Below are 13,794 nucleotides of genomic sequence, written 5' to 3' on the forward strand. Positions count from 1 at the left end.
CCCCGAGGAACGATCAATGGCCCCGTCCTCGCGACTGAGATCGTGGGCCGCGGGTGGCCCGTACATGGATCACGGGCAGGGCCACGGGATCATGCCCGCGCCAGGCACGGGATCATGTACGAGCCGGGCCACGGGATCACGCACGGCAACGCCATGGTTCACGAAGGAGCGCTCATGTCTCGTCCCGTCACGGTCGTCACGGGTGGCAGTCGCGGGATCGGCGCCGCGACCTGCCTGCGGCTGGCGGCGGACGGCCACGACCTGGTGGTCGGCTACACCCGCGACGACGAGGCAGCGGAGCGGACCGCGATCGCCGTACGCGAGGCCGGGGCGCGGTGTGTGACGGTACGCGCGGACGTCTCCGACGAGGCGGACGTCGAGCGGCTCTTCGACACGGCGGCGGAGCGGCTCGGGGCGGTGACGGGCCTGGTGAACAACGCAGGCGTGACCGGTCCGCTCGGCCGGCTCGCCGACACGGACACCGCCGAACTGCGCAGGGTGGTGGAGGTCAACCTCCTGGGCACGCTGCTGTGTTCGCGCCGGGCCGCGCGTGACATGGCACCCCGGCGGGCCGGTGTCATCGTCAACGTGTCGTCGGCGGCGGCCACGCTCGGCAGTCCCGGGGAGTACGTCCACTACGCGGCCACCAAAGCGGCGGTCGACGCGCTGACCGTTGGCCTCTCGAAGGAACTCGGCCCCGACGGCATCCGCGTCAACGCCGTCGCCCCGGGCCTCATCGACACGGAGATGCACGCGGCGATGGGGGATCCGGACCGCCCGGCCCGGCTGGCGCCGTCGATTCCGCTCGGGCGGCCGGGGGATCCCGCGGAGGTCGCGGCGGCCGTGGCGTGGCTGCTGTCACCGGAGTCGTCCTACGCGACGGGCGCGGTGCTGCGGGTGGCGGGCGGCCGCTGACGGCCGAGCGTCCCTATGCGCCTATGCGCCTATGCGCCTATGCGCCTATGGGTCGCGGACGGCCACGTAGCCCGGCATCACGCCACGGTCAACGCATCACGCCACGGTCATCTCACGTCACGAACATGACGTCACGGGCATCACGCCGCCTCGATGACCTCGTCACGCACCGCCGCGGCCCACTCCACGACCAGCAGTTCGTACTCGGCCCTCTCCTGGGTCGACAGGGAACCGCCGGCGCGTATCCATAGCGCACGGATCTGCTCATTCAGCACGGCAGCAGACCGCGCGGAACCAGGGCTCACGGAATTGGGGGACATGCGGAACAGCGTAGGGCCAAGGACTGACAGTGCGCTACCAAACGACTACCCATGTCGTATGTGGTTGGTCACGCCAAAAGCGTTTGGGGGTCGGCGCCTTGGGAATTAGGGCCTGTCCGGCGGCCCCTTCAGGGCCGTTCGGCCCAGGTGCGGGACCAGTCGAGCAGGGGGCCCATCGCCGTCACGAGGTCCTCGCCGAGAGGCGTGAGGCGCCAGGCCGTGTCGTCCGTGGGTGTCGCGATGCCCGCTTCGCGGAGGTCGGTGAGGCGGGCCGACAGGACGCTGGAGGACATGGCGTCGCAGCGGCGCTGGAGATCGCGGAAGCCGATCGGCGCACCGCTCCGGTGCAGTTCCCAGATCACGCGGAGCGTCCAGCGGCGGCCGAGGAGGTCCAGTGCGGCCATGACGGGACGGCCGCCGGCCGAACCGCGTACGGGACGGCCGGGTCGAGGTGCCGTACCCAAGATGCCGTCCCTCTCTGTGTCTCGGCGAACCGGCGGCCGTGACTCACCGAACCGACAACCGCGACTCACCGAACCGACAACTGCCCGTGCGTTCCTTTGCGTCCCCACCCTTGCGCTTCGATTTCAGAAGCGCAAGGGTCGGTGGACATGAAGCAGCGCATCGACGGCGTCACGCCGCCCTATGACCCCGAATCCGAAAGCGAGTTACACCGCTGGATGCCGCCCGGCGTCACCCAGGAACCCCTGATGCTCTTCAAGGTCCTGCAACGCCACCCCGACCTCGCCTCCCGCATGCGAACCCTCGGCGCGGGCCTGCTCGTCCACGGCAGGCTCTCCGACGCCGACCGCGAGTTGGTCATCGCCCGGGTCGCGGCCCGCTGCGGCTGCGCGTACGAGTGGGGCGTCCATATGGCCGCGTACGCCGATGCCTCCGGTCTCGGTCCGGAGCGGATTCCCCTCACGGTGACCGGAGCTCCGGCCGATCCGGGCTGGACGCCCCGCCAGGGGGCGTTCCTTCAGGCCGTCGACGAACTCCACGACACAGCCAGCCTGTCCGACGACGCCTGGACCGGCCTCCGCGCCCACCTCGACGAACTCGAAGCCCTGGAGTTCCTGGTCCTGGCCGGCTGGTACCGCACCATCGCGTACGTGGCCAACGGGCTGCGGATCGAACAGGAGCCGTGGGCACGGCCGTTCCCGGAAGGGTGAGCCGGTCGAAAGGCCCCGTGAAGAGTGGGGGCCTTCTCGTACGTCGGCCGAGACTCCGGATCAGCCCGCCGACTCGGCCGCGTGCGGACTCAGTGCACCCATGCTGACCAGCACGATGATGACGATGCCGAGCAGGATGCGGTAGTAGACGAACGGCATGAAACTCTTGGTCGTGATGAACTTCATGAACGCAACTATGTCGACGTGTCCTGAGCGGCTTTGACCTGCTGTTTTCCACCATTTTTCAAGATCGAATGGGAGAGCAGTGGGAAATGGCGCCTTCCACTGCTCTCCCCCGCCGACCACGAACGGCGCAGCCACCTGCTTTGCAGCGAATCGGCAATCTCCTGCTCCCTGGCCAGGGCAACGTGCGAGTGGAGACCTTCATGCCGGCGGCCTCGTGGCCCATGCGGGTCTCCACGGCGATGCGACTGTGTCGATCTTCGTCCAGCCACTCCTTGCCGCCGTGACGAAGCAGGTACAGCCGCTTTCCGGCGTTCGTGGTCGCGGGGAACCGGCCCCTGACCCGCGGCCAAACTGTCCAACAAGGCACTGGCCGCAGTGCGCGCCTCGGTCGCTCACCAGCCCGGATGAGATTTTCGGCAAGGGCAGGATGTATGCGGCCGACTGGGACGATGAGGACGACAACGGTGCTCCGGATGGGCTGATCGGCACGTGAAGAGCTGTGCCGCGGTGACCTGCATGCCCTGGCGGTCGCCGGAGGCGCTCCAGCGGTCACCGCACCCGAGCGGGCGCTGGCCGCGTTTCTGCGTCTGCCCGCCGGGTGATCTCCGCACCGGGGCACCGCTGCTCTGGCACTCGTGCCCGTACGGGGCGGTGTAGCCGGTGGTCGGGTGCACGGTCGCCTCAGGTTGTCGGTGCCGTCGGCTAGCGTGCGAGGTATGCGCTACTTCAATACGGCCGGGCCGTGCGTCCCCACGCGTCACTACATGGTGCCGGCCCAGGAGCGGCTGCCCAGGGCCCGCGGGTACATCGAGCAGGGCCAGTACTTTGTGGTGCACGCGCCACGGCAGACCGGGAAGACGACGGTGCTGGCGGCGATGGCCCGGGAACTGACGGCCTCGGGCCGGTACGCGGCGCTGCACTTCTCGTGCGAGAGCGGGGAGGTGGCCGGGGAGGACTACGGCCAGGCCGAGTTGCTGGTGCTGGAGGCGATTCGGCGGTCCGCGGAGTCCGCTGGGCTTGCTGATGGGCTCGCGCCCCCCGCCTCCTGGCCCGACGCGGTGCCCGGGTCCCGGCTCACGCGGGGGCTGAGTGAGTGGGTGCGGAGCTGTCCGCGTCCGCTGGTGCTGTTCTTCGACGAGATCGACGCGCTGCGGGGAGGGAGCCTGCGCAGTGTGCTGCGCCAGTTGCGCGATGGCTTCACTGTCAGCCGTGGCGGCTTCCCGCATGCGGTGGTGCTGTGCGGGCTGCGGGATGTGCGTGACTACAAGGCGGCCTCGGGCGGGGATCCGGGGCGGCTTGGTACGTCGAGTCCGTTCAACATCAAGGTGGCGTCGCTGCGGTTGGGCGACTTCACCGAGGCCGAGGTCGCCGAGCTGTACGGGCAGCACACCACGCAGACGGGCCAGGATTTCACGGTGGATGCGCTGGAGCGTGCCTTCGGCTTTACCCAGGGACAGCCGTGGCTGGTCAACGCGCTGGCCCGGGAGGTCGTCGAGGAGATGGGGGTGGCGTCGGACACGCCGATCACGGCCGGGCACATGGAGGAGGCGAAGGAGCGGCTGATCCTGGCGCGTGCGACGCATCTGGACTCGCTGGCCGCCAGGTTGGGCGAGGACCGGGTGCGGCGGGTGATCCAGCCGGTGATCGCGGGCGAGCTGCTCCTGCCGACGGACACGTACGACGACGATCTGGCGTACGTGCGTGACCTGGGGCTGGTCGCTCCGGACGCGCCGGTGCGGGTGGCCAATCCGATCTACCAGGAGGTCATTGTCCGGGTCCTGGGGAACAACACGGAGGGCCAGGTCGTCGCCGCCCCGAGCAGCTTCCGGCTGCCGGACGGCCGGATCGACATGGACAAGCTGCTGTGCTCCTTTGCCGAGTTCTGGCGGGAGAACGGCGAGATCCTGGCCACCGCCTCGACCTATCCGGAGGCCGCAGCGCAGCTGGTGATGATGGCCTACCTGCACCGGATCGTGAACGGGGCGGGTTTCATCGACCGGGAGTACGGGATCGGCCGGCGGCGCGTGGACCTGCTGATTCGCCAGCCGTACACCGCTGCCGACGGTTCGCGGGCGGTGCAGCGCGAGGCGCTGGAGCTGAAGGTGTGGCGCCAGGGCCGCACCGACCCCCTCGCCGAGGGGCTGGCACAGTTGGACGACTACCTGGACCGCATGGAGCTGTCCACGGGCACCCTCGTCGTCTTCGACACCCGCCCGCAAGCAGCCCCGGTCCACGAGCGCACCGCCTTCTCGCAGCGGACCACGCCCTCCGGGCGCACCGTCACCCTGCTGCGCGCCTGACGGCCGGGAGACCTCAGCCAGGAGCGCCCCCGGATCTTCCTCCCGTGGGTCGTGTTCCCGGAGCAGCACGGGTTCGGTGCGGGAGCTGGAGGGGCTCCGGTGTCACCGTCCGACCTGCCCCAGGCCGATGCACGCTCGACGGTGGAGGCGAAACTCGCCCTGTTCGAGAGACTGTTCGCGGGCCGCGCCGACGTGCACGCCCTGTTGGGTGCCAGGAGTCCCGCACATACGTTGAGCTGGGCGTTCGTCAGACTTTCGTGATCTTCGTCAGGCTGTGTCGCGGTCCTCGTGGATGAGTTCACTGAGGACGTCGTGGCGCTGGATGTGCTGGGCGGGGAAGGGGATGACGTCCGGATCGTCGGCTGGTGCGCGAAGGTGCAGGGCCCGGTGCGGCCTTCCGAGTTGTAGTGCTCGGCGTATTCGGCGAGGACACGCCGTGCGTGTTGCTTGTTGTAGATCAGCATCCGGTCGGTGCACTCGGCCCGCACGCTGCGGATGAACCTCTCCACGTGGGCGTTCATCCGCGGTGTCTGTGGCGCGCTCTTCAGGATCTCGATGCCGTCGGCGGTGAAGACGGCATCGAACGCCTGGGTGTAGCGGCTGTCGCGGTCGCGTAGCAGGTAGCGGAAGCTGGCGGCGCGGTCTGCGAGGTTGGCGAGGAGGTTCCTCGAGAGCTAGCGGTGGTTTGTTGACGGCGGGTTCGTGCGGGAGTAGGCCGTGAGGTGAAGGCGTCAACTACGGTCTGGGGAGCCTGAGATGACAAAGCGGCTGCCGTGTCCGCCTGCTCCGGGTCCGTTGGAGGCGTATGCCGCCCGGTTCGATGATCTCTTCGGGACGTTGGCGCAGCGGCGGGGGTTTCGTGAGTATCTGGCCGGTCTGTTGCTGCCGCGGGACCGCAACAAGACGCTGACCTGCCTGGCGGGCACGGAGCCGGTGGTGGGTGCCCAGCATGCGGCGGTGCAGCGCCTGCAGTTCTTCCTGTCCGAGTCGACCTGGGACGGCGAGCAGGTCAATGCCCGCCGGCTGGAGCTGTTGCTGGCCGACCCGGCCACTGAACCGCATGACGGCGGGGTGCTGGTCATCGACGATTCCGGGGACCGCAAGGACGGCGGCGCGACCGCGCACGTGGGCAAGCAGTACCTGGGCTCGGTCGGGAAGATCGACCGCGGCGTGGTCACGGTGACCACCTGCTGGGCCGACGAACGCCTCTACTACCCGCTGCATGCCGTGCCCTACACCCCCGCCCACCACTTCCCCGGCGGGAAGAATGACCCGGCCTTCCGCACCAAGCTGCAGATCGGGGCCACCCTGGCCCGCGCGGCGAAGTTGGCGGGCGTGGTGTTCCGGGCGGTCGTCGCCGACTGCGCCTACGGCGACCACAACACCTTCCGCGCCGAACTGTCCGACGCCCGCATGCCGTTCGTGATGGCCCTCAAACGCGGCCACGGCACCTGGCAGTACAGGGACGCCTTCCGGCCCGTCGATGCCGCCCGCGAACTGGCCTGGCACGGCCCCGAACAGAGCGGCGACTGGCAGCCGGTGACCCGCAACTTCCGCAATGGACGCACCGCGACCTGGTGGGCCGCCGACGCCCAGCTGGGCTGGTGGGGACCCAATGGCGTGATCCGGCTCGTGGTGGCCACCACCGACCCGACCAGCCTGCCCGAGACGTCCACCTGGTACCTGGCCACCAACTTGCCCCGGCCCGGATCACCCCGCGAGGCGCACAGCCGCCACCCGGCCGCCGATCTCACCGAAGTGGTACGGCTCTACGGGCTGCGGCACTGGGTCGAGCAGAGCTACAAGCAGGTCAAGGACGAACTCGGCTGGGCCGACTTCCAGGTCCGCTCCGACACCGCGATCCGCCGCCACCAGACCCTCGTGAACTGTGCGTTCAGCTTCTGCTGGAACACGTGGTTCACCCCCGACCCGCCCCCGCCCGCTCCGGCCGGCCCACCACCCGATCCCGACGCACCGTCAGGCCCGGTAGAGAGGGGGAGAACCCGGGTCCCAGCAGCCCCGACCGGCCTGCTGGCCCCAGGCCATCCGCACCGTCCGTGGCTGGCTGATGCCCTGGGCCACCCTGCAACGCTACTGGCGGGCCTGGACGACAGAGCCCCCGCCCACAGCCCTACAGGAACTGATCAACACGGTCGGCACCGGCAGACCCCTGCATCTCTACATCCCGGTCTAACAAACCACCGCTAGTGCTGTGACCGGAAAGGTTCACCGGGGTCGGGAGCGGATGAGTCTCTGGAGGGAGCGGACGGCCCGTGGGTCAAGCGTGAGAGGATCGCGGCCGTGACCATCAAGCTTCATGACTTCGACGGCGAACACTCGCTGACGTTGGATGTTGGTGGCCTGGCTGCTGATGCCGCAGTGGTCGATGCAGAACACGAGCCGAACGGATACTTCTGGGAAGGTCTCGTACGGTTTGCCTGGCCGGACATCGCCGAGCGCCTTGACTTCGACAGCGAGGCCGGCATGTTCTGCGCAGTCGGGAGTCCGAGCGACCTCGCGCTTCTCAAGACGGCCGTTGAATCAGTCATCACGAACCCCGAGGCAGTCCGCGACATCATCACCCGGGCGGAAACTTCGGGCTTCGAGTTCGACGATTAGAGATCCAACCCGATAGCAACACCAGGTGGGTCAGGGTGCTGTGCTGAGTGGGCGTCCGCCCCAGCGGATGCCCTTCTCGCTGCGGATCTGGGCACGCTCCTTGCGCTGGGCGGCCAGCACGTCGGGGTGTCGGGCGTTCTTGTTGCGCCAGCGCAGGTAGGCGTGCAACGCCCGGGTCTGGGTGGGGTGGCTGCGGTGGTTGGAGTTGGCGACGGTGAACTGCCGCAGTGGTCCGAAGTGGGCCTCGATCGGGTTGGCCCAGGATGCGTAGGTGGGCGTGAAACACAGCTCGACCCGGTTCCTCCTGGCCCAGCGCCGGATCGTCTCGCCCTTGTGGGCGGACAGGTTGTCCAAGATGACGTAGATCGGCGCGCCGTCCGGGCGGGCCGCGCGGATCGACCTCAGCGCGGCCAGGGAGTTCGCAGCGCCCTTCTTGCGGCGGTTGACGCCCCACAGGGTGTCGTCGCCTATCGAGTAGCAGCCGTGGAAGTAGCGGACGCCGTGGGTGCGGTGGTAGGTCGCGGGGTGCCGCTCGGGGTGGCCGGCAGGGGCCCAGCCGGAACCGCCGGTGGGGCGGATGCCGAGCGGGCCGAACTCGTCGAACGCGAACACCCGGTCCGGGAACCGCTCCAGGACGTGCTCGATCCGGTCGAGCTTGGTGTCACGCTCGGGGTCGGGTGATTCCTTCCAGGTCTTGGTGCGCTGGAAGGTGATGCCGCGGCGGCCGAGCAGGCACCGTAACGCCTCGCGGCCGATCCTGATCACGCGACCGTGCACGCGTCGCAGGTGGGCGGCAAGTTTGCGGACGGACCAGCGGGTGAAGGGCTGGCCGAGTTTGGTCGGGCGGGTGGTGGCCGTCGCGACGACGAAGTCCTCGTCGTCAGGACTGAGCAGGCGGGGACGGCCTCCCGCCCACTGAGGGTCCAGGCAGGCCAGGCCGATCTGGTTGAACCGGTGGATCACGTCCCGGACGGTGTCCTCGTCTGCCTGCACCAGCTGGGCAATCACCGGGACCCGGTTCCCGCCGACCGAGGCCAGCAGCATCATCGCCCGCCGGTAACGCACCGAACTGGTGCTGCCCCGGCGCACGATCTGCTGCAGCTTCTGCCCCTCCTGGTCGGTCAGTCTGCGCACACGGACAGGCTCGGCCACCGCACCTCCAGCGATCGGATCGGACGTCACCCCACATCCAACCGCCACGACCACCAACCCGGCGAACCAGCAGGGTGCCGGGTGTGAACAGGCGGTGCCGGCGCAGCCGGGAGGGTAGGTGCCGGGCGAGGGCAGCGAGCACTGCGCGGTCCGGCCAGGGCTCTCAGTCCTGCGCGGTGTGTGGCTGTCGAAGCGGCAACGGCGCCCCCGGTTTGGATGGCCGGTGCGGGGATCGGACGGACGGCGACAGCGGCCGCGGCTGCAGTCTGTGAGTTGCTGGGGCGCTCGGCAGGCGTCGCAGGGTCGGGACGGGAAACGGTCCTTGACGAACGCTGTGTGTCGTCCCTGGGCAGAGGGCCGGAGCGTGTCTGCGGGGCCAGCCGTGGGGGGGCGGTGGTGCCGAGAGTGTTGCCATGCTTCCACGATTCCATCGCGGGGAGTCCCCGATATGTATTTATTCCGGAATGCCTCCGACGCAGTGTTCCGTACACTTTATGTGCATCTGTGTAATGCTCACCTGGAGCAGGGGACCTGTCCCCGAGTGGTGGCCAGGAGCACGGTCGGCCGGTAGCCAGAGTGCCTGTAGCACTTGTGCCCGGGCGGCGCGAGTTGGCGCGAAGACTCCTGGCGAATCCTGTGAGGCTGTAGCTATGAGTGGGCGATGTCCCACAGCCGCACTTTCGCGTCCTTCTCGTCGCCGGTGGCAAGGGTACGGCCGTCGGGCGACCAAGCGACGGAATGCAGGCCAGTGTGGTTTGCGGTGCGGGTGGAGATTGTTTTGTGCGTGGTCAGGTTCCACAGCAGTACCTTGCCGTGATCGTTGACGGAGGCGAGGACGTTGTCGTCCTTCGAGTTGAAGGCCACCCCCGTCACGGATACTGACGCGCCTGCTGTCGGATCGTGCAAGGTGAACATCGCCTTGCCCGCGACCAGGTCCCAGAGCCGGACTGTGCCGTCGGGGCTGCCGCTGGCGAGCTTGTGTCCGTCCGGACTGAACGCCACGGTGGACACCTTTTCGGTGTGCCCTTCCCAGCTGTACTGGAACTTGCGTTTGACAACGTCCCACATCTGTATGGCCTTGTCGGAACCTCCTGCGGCGAGCGTCTTGCCATCGGGGCTGAATGCCACGTCGCAAAAGCACCGACTCCACCAGTTCCCCTGGAGGGTGGTCAGCGTAGGGAGGGCCTTGCCTGTGGTCGTGTTCCACAACCGGAGTGTGCCGTCCGAGCCGCCGGTCGCGAGTATCTTGCCGTCAAGGCTGAGCGCGACGCTGAACCGCCCCTGTTTGGTGCCGGGCTTCGTCGTGGCGATGCTCTTCCCGGCGGGCAGGCGCCAGACCTGCGCGGTGGGGGCTGAGCCGAAGCCATTGGTGGCTCCGACAGCAAGGGTCGTTCCGTCGCGGCTGAATGCCACACTGCTGACGCCGTTGCTGGTGGTGGTGAGCGGCGTGAGCGGCGTGCGGGTCTTGAAATCCCATCGCCGGACGGCGGGGTCACCGTAGCCGACGGCGGCGAGGGATGTGCCTTCCGGGCTGAAGGCCAGGTCGTCGACGGAACCTTCAACGGTTTTGTCGGGGCGCAGAGGGAGGACGGCGGCAGGCTGTTCCAACAGGGTGCTGGCGGAGCCGGAAGCGGCGCTTCTGCCGGGAGCGCCGTGCAGGAGCCCCGACGGCCCGGGAGATGCCCTCGGATGCGTGGCTATAGTCCCAGGGCAGTTCCAGCGAACCGTCCTTGGGGAGCTCCGGTTCCGCGGTCTGCGCCCACTCCTGCATCGCACGGACCAGAACGCCGGAAACCGCCGCAGTGAGGTCCTGGCGCTCCGGGGGCGGAGCGTTGTCGGAGTTGGCTTCCACGATCCCGGCGCTCGTCACCACCAGCTCCAGGAACTCCACCAGGAGGAACCGCGTGGGCAGTTCGCCGGGCCCGAAGCCGTCGAGCCGCTCCATGGCCTCGCTGTCGCCGGGAGAGAGGGTCTAGTCGACGTCGGTCCGGGTGGCGGTGAGGGCGGCGAGCGCGCCACGCAGCAACTGGCGGCGCTTCATTGGATCATCTTCTCCATGGCGGGACTCCGTGCTGAGAGCGGCGGTGTCCTCCCAGGGTTGCGCAGCAAGTCGCAAGAAGGCTCCGGGAATGCGCAGACCGTCGGAGATTCTCTCGACAGTTGCGACGCGGTGTGACAGGAGATTGAGCTGCTGCTGTGGAAGCCGCCGACGGCGCGGGTCAGCGTTAATGCCTTCTACACGAGCGGCGGGCTGAGGAACTGGTACGTGAACTTCGAAAGCCATGGGAAAGCGGACGCCACGCTGCCGGGGCGGGCCGCCCGGACTGCGGAGGCGTGAGTGGAAGCCCAGCCTTCTCGTCCATCTGACGTAAACTCGTCCTGGGCGGTCAACTCCGACCGCTCTACTCCCGCGTGCCCAAGGAGGCGTGCCGTGGTCGAACAGTCGACGGAACCCCATGTGAATCTTGCCCTCGGCCTGCGGGCCGTACCCGGGGGGTACGCGGTGCTGCTCGGTGCCGGGGCTTCCGTATCGGCCGGCATGCTTTCCGCCTGGGGCGTCCAGTGCGATCTGATCCGCCAGATTGCCAGCATCGAGGGCGTCGAGATCCCCGACGGAGACGACGGTCCGTACGACTGGTACGTGAAGCGCTTCGAGCGCGAGCCGGCCTACGACACCCTCCTGGCTGACCTCGCCAGGACCATCGGCGGGCGCCAGGTGCTGCTCCGCTCCTACTTCGAGCCCGACGAGACGGAGCGCGAGCAGGGCATCAAGCAGCCCGCGGACGCGCACCGCGCTCTCGCCCGCCTGGTCGCCGACGGATACATCAGGGTGATCATCACCTTGAACTTCGACCACCTCGTCGAGGACGCCCTGCGCGAGGCCGGGCTGCGTCCGACCATCATCAGGCGCCCGTCCGACCTGGCCGGGATGATCCCCTTGCACGCGCAGCGCCAGGGCGTGGTCATCCACCTCCACGGTGACTACCTCGACCCGGACAGCATGCGCAACACCCCCGAGGAGCTCAAGGAGTACGAACAGGAGGTTGACAAGCTCCTGGACCAGGTCCTCGACGAGTACGGCCTGATCATCGCCGGATGGTCAGCCAAGTACGACCCGGCCCTCGCGAACGCCCTCAGACGCTGCCCCACCCGCCGCTTCGACACCTACTGGGCCGACCCCTACCCCCTCTCCACCACCGCCACTGAACTTTTGGAACAGCGCCAGGGCACTTACGTGCCAGCCGACGCCGACCGCTTCCTCACCCGCACCGCTGACGCCGTCACCGCCCTCGCCGAGCGCAACCGCGCCAACCCCCAGAACATCGCCACCGCCATCGCCACCGCCAAGCGCGAACTGCGCAGCGACGGCCCGGCAATCAACCTCCATGACACCCTGCGCCGCGAAGCCGCCCGCCTTGCCGACCACCCGCTGCGTACGACCACCGCTGACATCCCCCAGCCTGAGCTGGAGGCCGACCACGAGCGGCGGCTGACCGCGTGGGAGGCCGAGACCGAGACACTGGCCGCTCTTGCCGCGGTCACCGCTTACTGGGGCACCGATACCACCGACCGGTACTGGTTCGCCGACGTCGAGCGCCTCGCAACCGTCACTTGGGGCACCGGGCAGAGGGCACTCAACGACCTGCGCCGTGCGCCGGCCACCCTGCTCCTCCACAGCGCCGGTACCGCCGCCGTCGCGGCCGAGCGCTGGCCGCTGGCGGCCCGCTTGCTCACCGGCCCCCGCGCCCAGGACATCATGAGCAGGGTCGACATGCCTGCGGCGGCCCTGCTCGGGCCTGAGACGATTCTCGGCTTGCGCACCTCCGCGGCACGGGTTCACAGGTATCTCAAGCCCATCTTCACCGGGCATGTGGTGGCCAACGAGAGTGCCTTCACCGAGGCGTGGGAGCACTTCGAGTACCTGCGCCTGCTCATCCAGGAGGACGCCGGAAAGTACATCTCCTCGCCGCACCTGCTGGTCTCCGGGACGCGCGGCGACTACCGTCCGCTGGCATCCCACTGGCTCGATCGTGAACTCGCATCGGGTGACCAGCATCCGCTGCTGCTCGCCGGCTTCCTAGGCGGAGATCTCGACCGGGTCACCAGGACCCAGAAGACGGTGGACTCCCGCATCTCTGAGTGGGTCGACCAGATTGACTGGAGCACTAGCAGGGTGATCAACAGGTACGGACCGTTCTATCCCGACGAGCTGAACTGATCAGAGCGAACGAACACTGGGGGGCCGCCACCGACAAGGTGACGGTCCCCGGCACCTCTAGCCGCCCGCCCAGCGGTTCTGCCAGCCGCTTGAGAGGTGAGAGAGGTCGTCGCGGCCCTCGAGACCGCTTCCGACGCCCCCGTCCCGGCGACCGGCAAGCCGGCCCGCTTCATGCGGTCGGCTTCGCCGCGAGCTGTCCTGGGCCGTGAGCTCGCGGCGGCGCTGGCTGGCCGTCTGCCGGTCAACCTCCGGGATCAGTTCACGTCGACCGTAGCGTTCGCCGAGGGCGACGATCCAGCTCGGTGGGCGCGTCGGACCAGCGACCTGCTCGACCTGATCGGGAATCCAACGCGCATGCTGGCTGCGCTCGACCGGCAAGATCCCCGGGAGGTCTGAGAACGGCTTGTCCGCTCGTGAAGACTGATCGTCGGAGTGCCCGCAGCACGACTGCGAAGACGGTGTCGAACAGGGCGGGGTACTTCCCGTCACGGTCGCGGATCATGAACTGGGCCCGGCAGCTGGTGTCCTCGAGATCCATGACGAGGTTCCTGGCGGCCTGCCCCACCCAGGAGGCGGTCGGGTGCGCCGTCGCACCCAGGACGCGGATACGCCGGCCGCCGACCTCATCACCGACGCCTGGAGCAGCCCGCCGCCCGTCATGCCCGCTGCCGCTCCTGAGCAGCCCCGGGCCGAAGCACCCGAGCTGCTGACCGACGCATTGCCGGCGGAAGTCCCGGATGACGCCGTGGTCGGACTGTGTAAAGCCCAGCAGGACCCCCTGCCGGGGGGTCACGCTCGCCGCCCCGCGCTGGGCTCGCGCCAACGATCCGTACTTCCCGGCCTCGGCCGACAGGTGCGGAGCCGAACTCGTCTACCACGTCGGCGACCTCAAGAAGTGGGCCCGCAACCGG

13 protein-coding genes and 3 pseudogenes are annotated in these 13,794 nt (G+C 68.7%); 7 read left to right on the plus strand and 9 right to left on the minus strand.

The genetic code is table 11. From position 1 onward, the window contains the following. Positions 1-174 precede the first annotated feature (174 nt). Positions 175-915 carry an SDR family NAD(P)-dependent oxidoreductase gene (locus OHA11_RS40430; RefSeq protein ID WP_266505138.1) on the plus strand — a complete coding sequence of 247 codons (741 nt, stop codon included), beginning with the start codon at positions 175-177 and terminating at the stop codon, positions 913-915. A 140-nt stretch (positions 916-1,055) separates the two neighbouring features. On the opposite strand, the gene OHA11_RS40435 is transcribed toward OHA11_RS40430, so the two are convergent. Both OHA11_RS40435 and OHA11_RS40440 read right to left on the minus strand, forming a co-directional pair. Continuing rightward, complete coding sequence (locus OHA11_RS40435) at positions 1,056-1,235, minus strand: hypothetical protein (protein ID WP_266505140.1); 180 nt, start codon at positions 1,233-1,235, stop codon at positions 1,056-1,058. A 128-nt stretch (positions 1,236-1,363) separates the two neighbouring features. Next, the gene (locus tag OHA11_RS40440; RefSeq protein ID WP_266505143.1) at positions 1,364-1,639 is read right to left on the minus strand and encodes a helix-turn-helix domain-containing protein; all 276 of its coding nucleotides are present in this window, start codon (positions 1,637-1,639) and stop codon (positions 1,364-1,366) included. 207 nt (positions 1,640-1,846) lie between these two features. On the opposite strand from OHA11_RS40440, the gene OHA11_RS40445 reads away from it, so the two are divergent. Further along, positions 1,847-2,407 carry a carboxymuconolactone decarboxylase family protein gene (locus OHA11_RS40445; protein WP_266505144.1) on the plus strand — a complete coding sequence of 187 codons (561 nt, stop codon included), beginning with the start codon at positions 1,847-1,849 and terminating at the stop codon, positions 2,405-2,407. A gap of 60 nt (positions 2,408-2,467) precedes the next feature. Here the strand turns inward: OHA11_RS40445 and OHA11_RS40450 are convergent. Next, positions 2,468-2,596: pseudogene (locus OHA11_RS40450) on the minus strand (undecaprenyl-diphosphatase); the annotation flags it as partial. Between the two features lie 713 nt (positions 2,597-3,309). On the opposite strand from OHA11_RS40450, the gene OHA11_RS40455 reads away from it, so the two are divergent. Beyond that, positions 3,310-4,893: an ATP-binding protein gene (locus tag OHA11_RS40455; protein WP_266505146.1), complete on the plus strand. Its 1,584-nt coding sequence runs from the start codon at positions 3,310-3,312 to the stop codon at positions 4,891-4,893. Between the two features lie 455 nt (positions 4,894-5,348). On the opposite strand, the pseudogene OHA11_RS40460 reads toward OHA11_RS40455, so the two are convergent. After that, positions 5,349-5,414: pseudogene (locus OHA11_RS40460) on the minus strand (transposase); the annotation flags it as partial. A gap of 235 nt (positions 5,415-5,649) precedes the next feature. On the opposite strand from OHA11_RS40460, the gene OHA11_RS40465 reads away from it, so the two are divergent. Together OHA11_RS40465 and OHA11_RS40470 are read left to right on the plus strand one after the other, a co-directional pair. Beyond that, entirely contained in the window at positions 5,650-7,101 is a 1,452-nt protein-coding gene (locus OHA11_RS40465; RefSeq protein WP_266505148.1) for an IS701 family transposase, read from the plus strand. A 93-nt stretch (positions 7,102-7,194) separates the two neighbouring features. After that, positions 7,195-7,512, plus strand: coding sequence for an Imm51 family immunity protein (locus OHA11_RS40470; protein ID WP_266505151.1), 318 nt, complete (start codon positions 7,195-7,197; stop codon positions 7,510-7,512). Positions 7,513-7,542: 30 nt separating this feature from the next. On the opposite strand, the gene OHA11_RS40475 is transcribed toward OHA11_RS40470, so the two are convergent. From OHA11_RS40475 to OHA11_RS40490, 4 genes are all read right to left on the minus strand, one after another. Further along, a complete protein-coding gene (locus OHA11_RS40475; protein WP_323186732.1) occupies positions 7,543-8,664 on the minus strand; it encodes an IS630 family transposase in 1,122 nt (373 codons plus the stop codon). A gap of 648 nt (positions 8,665-9,312) precedes the next feature. Continuing rightward, positions 9,313-10,272 (minus strand): WD40 repeat domain-containing protein, encoded by a 960-nt coding sequence (locus tag OHA11_RS40480; RefSeq protein WP_266505156.1) that lies wholly within the window; start codon positions 10,270-10,272, stop codon positions 9,313-9,315. After that, positions 10,223-10,609, minus strand: a complete 387-nt coding sequence (locus OHA11_RS40485; RefSeq protein ID WP_266505159.1) for a hypothetical protein — start codon at positions 10,607-10,609, stop codon at positions 10,223-10,225. Before OHA11_RS40485 ends, OHA11_RS40480 begins: the two co-directional genes overlap by 50 nt. Positions 10,610-10,636: 27 nt before the next feature. After that, the gene (locus OHA11_RS40490; protein ID WP_266505162.1) at positions 10,637-10,780 is read right to left on the minus strand and encodes a hypothetical protein; all 144 of its coding nucleotides are present in this window, start codon (positions 10,778-10,780) and stop codon (positions 10,637-10,639) included. A gap of 315 nt (positions 10,781-11,095) precedes the next feature. Here OHA11_RS40490 and OHA11_RS40495 point away from each other — a divergent pair, with 315 nt between their 5' ends. Together OHA11_RS40495 and OHA11_RS40500 are read left to right on the plus strand one after the other, a co-directional pair. Further along, on the plus strand, positions 11,096-12,883 hold the full coding sequence (locus OHA11_RS40495; RefSeq protein ID WP_266505165.1) for an SIR2 family protein: 1,788 nt from the start codon (positions 11,096-11,098) through the stop codon (positions 12,881-12,883). Positions 12,884-12,979: 96 nt separating this feature from the next. Next, positions 12,980-13,279 (plus strand): hypothetical protein, encoded by a 300-nt coding sequence (locus OHA11_RS40500; RefSeq protein ID WP_266507901.1) that lies wholly within the window; start codon positions 12,980-12,982, stop codon positions 13,277-13,279. A gap of 64 nt (positions 13,280-13,343) precedes the next feature. Here the strand turns inward: OHA11_RS40500 and OHA11_RS40505 are convergent. Then, positions 13,344-13,496, minus strand: a pseudogene (locus OHA11_RS40505) (IS481 family transposase); the annotation flags it as partial. Positions 13,497-13,794 lie beyond the last annotated feature (298 nt).

Source organism: Streptomyces sp. NBC_00878 (assembly GCF_026341515.1).
Taxonomy (GTDB): Bacteria; Actinomycetota; Actinomycetes; order Streptomycetales; family Streptomycetaceae; genus Streptomyces.

Coding starts and splice junctions, on each gene's coding strand:
- OHA11_RS40430 (WP_266505138.1), top strand. CDS start 175: ATGTCTCGTCCCGTCACGGTCGTCACGGGTGGCAGTCGCGGGATCGGC.
- OHA11_RS40435 (WP_266505140.1), bottom strand. CDS start 1,235: ATGTCCCCCAATTCCGTGAGCCCTGGTTCCGCGCGGTCTGCTGCCGTG.
- OHA11_RS40440 (WP_266505143.1), bottom strand. CDS start 1,639: ATGGCCGCACTGGACCTCCTCGGCCGCCGCTGGACGCTCCGCGTGATC.
- OHA11_RS40445 (WP_266505144.1), top strand. CDS start 1,847: ATGAAGCAGCGCATCGACGGCGTCACGCCGCCCTATGACCCCGAATCC.
- OHA11_RS40455 (WP_266505146.1), top strand. CDS start 3,310: ATGCGCTACTTCAATACGGCCGGGCCGTGCGTCCCCACGCGTCACTAC.
- OHA11_RS40465 (WP_266505148.1), top strand. CDS start 5,650: ATGACAAAGCGGCTGCCGTGTCCGCCTGCTCCGGGTCCGTTGGAGGCG.
- OHA11_RS40485 (WP_266505159.1), bottom strand. CDS start 10,609: ATGGAGCGGCTCGACGGCTTCGGGCCCGGCGAACTGCCCACGCGGTTC.